General features: G+C 33.4%; 2 protein-coding genes. One reads left to right on the forward strand and one right to left on the reverse strand.

Features of this window, described 5'->3' with window-relative positions; all coding sequences use genetic code 11:
- Positions 1–13: 13 nt before the first annotated feature.
- Positions 14–661: a protein-L-isoaspartate(D-aspartate) O-methyltransferase gene (locus B4E59_RS07390; RefSeq protein WP_038332579.1), complete on the reverse strand. Its 648-nt coding sequence runs from the start codon at positions 659–661 to the stop codon at positions 14–16.
- Positions 662–732: 71 nt separating this feature from the next.
- On the opposite strand from B4E59_RS07390, the gene B4E59_RS07395 reads away from it, so the two are divergent.
- Positions 733–1,737, forward strand: coding sequence for a Gfo/Idh/MocA family protein (locus tag B4E59_RS07395; RefSeq protein ID WP_114997742.1), 1,005 nt, complete (start codon positions 733–735; stop codon positions 1,735–1,737).
- The last annotated feature ends 86 nt before the right edge of the window (positions 1,738–1,823 follow it).

Raw genomic sequence — 1,823 nt, forward strand, 5'->3', positions numbered from 1 at the left:
GGAGTTTTTTATTTTATTTATCTCGGCTTTCTAACATTGGTACAAATTTGAAATCTCCAAATTCGTAATGCTCAAATTGATCTTCTGATAATCTCATAATGACAATCATTCGTTGCGATTGTTCACCAACTGGAATCACCATTATTCCTCCAATATTCAATTGTTTTTTTAATTCTTCTGGAATTTCTGGCGCACCAGCCGTTACAATAATTTTATCAAAAGGAGCAAAAGAAGGTAAACCTTTGTAACCATCTCCATACGTTTGATAACGTGGCTCGAAATTGATTTTTTTCAACATGATTTTCGAGAAATCAAACAAATCTTTTTGTCTTTCAATCGTAAAAACTTCAACACCCAAAGCAACCAAAACAGCAGTTTGATAACCAGAACCAGTTCCGATTTCTAAGACTTTTTCATTAGGCTGAATGTCTAATAATTGTGTCTGAAAAGCAACTGTAAACGGATGCGAAATCGTTTGTCCAGCAGCAATCGGAAAAGCTTCGTCGCGATATGCGAATTCCGTAAATGCGCTGTCTAAAAATAAATGTCGTGGCACTAAATTAATAGCTTCCAATACGTTTTCATCTTCAATTCCTTTCGAGCGCAACAAATCAACCAACATTTTGCGTCGTCCTCTGTGTTTAAAATCGTCTACAGACATATTCCAAAATTTTTACAAAAATGCATTAAATACAACTTATTCTCATTAATTTTAACGGCAAAATCTACCAAATGTTAAAAGTAGGAGTGATCGGTGCTGGGCACCTTGGAAAAATCCATTTAAAGTTATTAAATCAATCGGAAAGATACGAATTAATTGGCTTCTTTGATTCTTTTGAAGAAAATGGAAAAAAAGTTGAAGCTGAATTTGGGTATAAATATTTTAGTTCGATGGACGAATTGATTGATGCTGTTGATGTTGTCGATATTGTGACACCAACGTTATCACATTATGAAGTGGCATTGAAAGTGATCGAAAAAAATAAACATTTTTTCATCGAAAAACCAGTTACGCATACCTTAGAAGAGGCAGATCATTTGTTGAAATTGACAAATGAAAAAGGTTTGAAAGCGCAAGTTGGACACGTAGAGCGTTTTAATCCTGCATTTACAGCGGCTGCACCTTTTATCGAAGAACCATTGTTTATTGAAACGCATCGTTTGGCAGAATTTAATCCGCGCGGTACAGATGTTCCTGTAGTTTTAGATTTGATGATTCATGATTTAGATGTGATTTTATCGATTGTAAAATCAGAAATTAAATCAATTCATTCGTCTGGAGTTTCGGTAATTAGTGATACACCTGATATTGCAAATGCTCGAATTGAGTTTGAAAATGGTTGTGTGGTGAATGTTTCGACAAGTAGAATGTCAATGAAAAATATGCGAAAAATGCGTGTTTTTCAACGAAATGCGTATATTTCAATTGATTTCTTGACGAAAAAGACTGAAATTATTAAAATGCACAAAGCGCCAGAAAATCCAAGTGAATTTGCGATGATTTTGGAAAACGATAAAGGAGATCGTAGAGAAATTTGTTTTGAACATCCAGAAATTTTACCAAATAATGCAATTTTGGATGAATTAGAAAGCTTTGCAGATTCTATTGTGAATAATTCACCAATTAAAGTTTCGTTACAAGATGGACGAAATGCATTGAAAGTTGCATTGGAGATTATTGCTTATTTTGAAAAAGAACAGCAAGTCATCAAAAATCAAACAATCGAGAAAGAATAAATCGATGTTAGATTTTAGAAGTTCGAATTTCGCTAAACGCATGAATATGATGTGATTTTGAAACAAGTTCCTTTAGATTTGAAAAT

It is taken from the genome of Empedobacter sp. UBA2044, assembly GCF_002333005.1.
Classification (GTDB): Bacteria; Bacteroidota; Bacteroidia; order Flavobacteriales; family Weeksellaceae; genus Empedobacter; species Empedobacter falsenii_B.

Bases quoted from the DNA above. Each gene is read 5' to 3' on its own strand.
- B4E59_RS07390 (WP_038332579.1), bottom strand. From the start codon at position 661: ATGTCTGTAGACGATTTTAAACACAGAGGACGACGCAAAATGTTGGTT.
- B4E59_RS07395 (WP_114997742.1), top strand. From the start codon at position 733: ATGTTAAAAGTAGGAGTGATCGGTGCTGGGCACCTTGGAAAAATCCAT.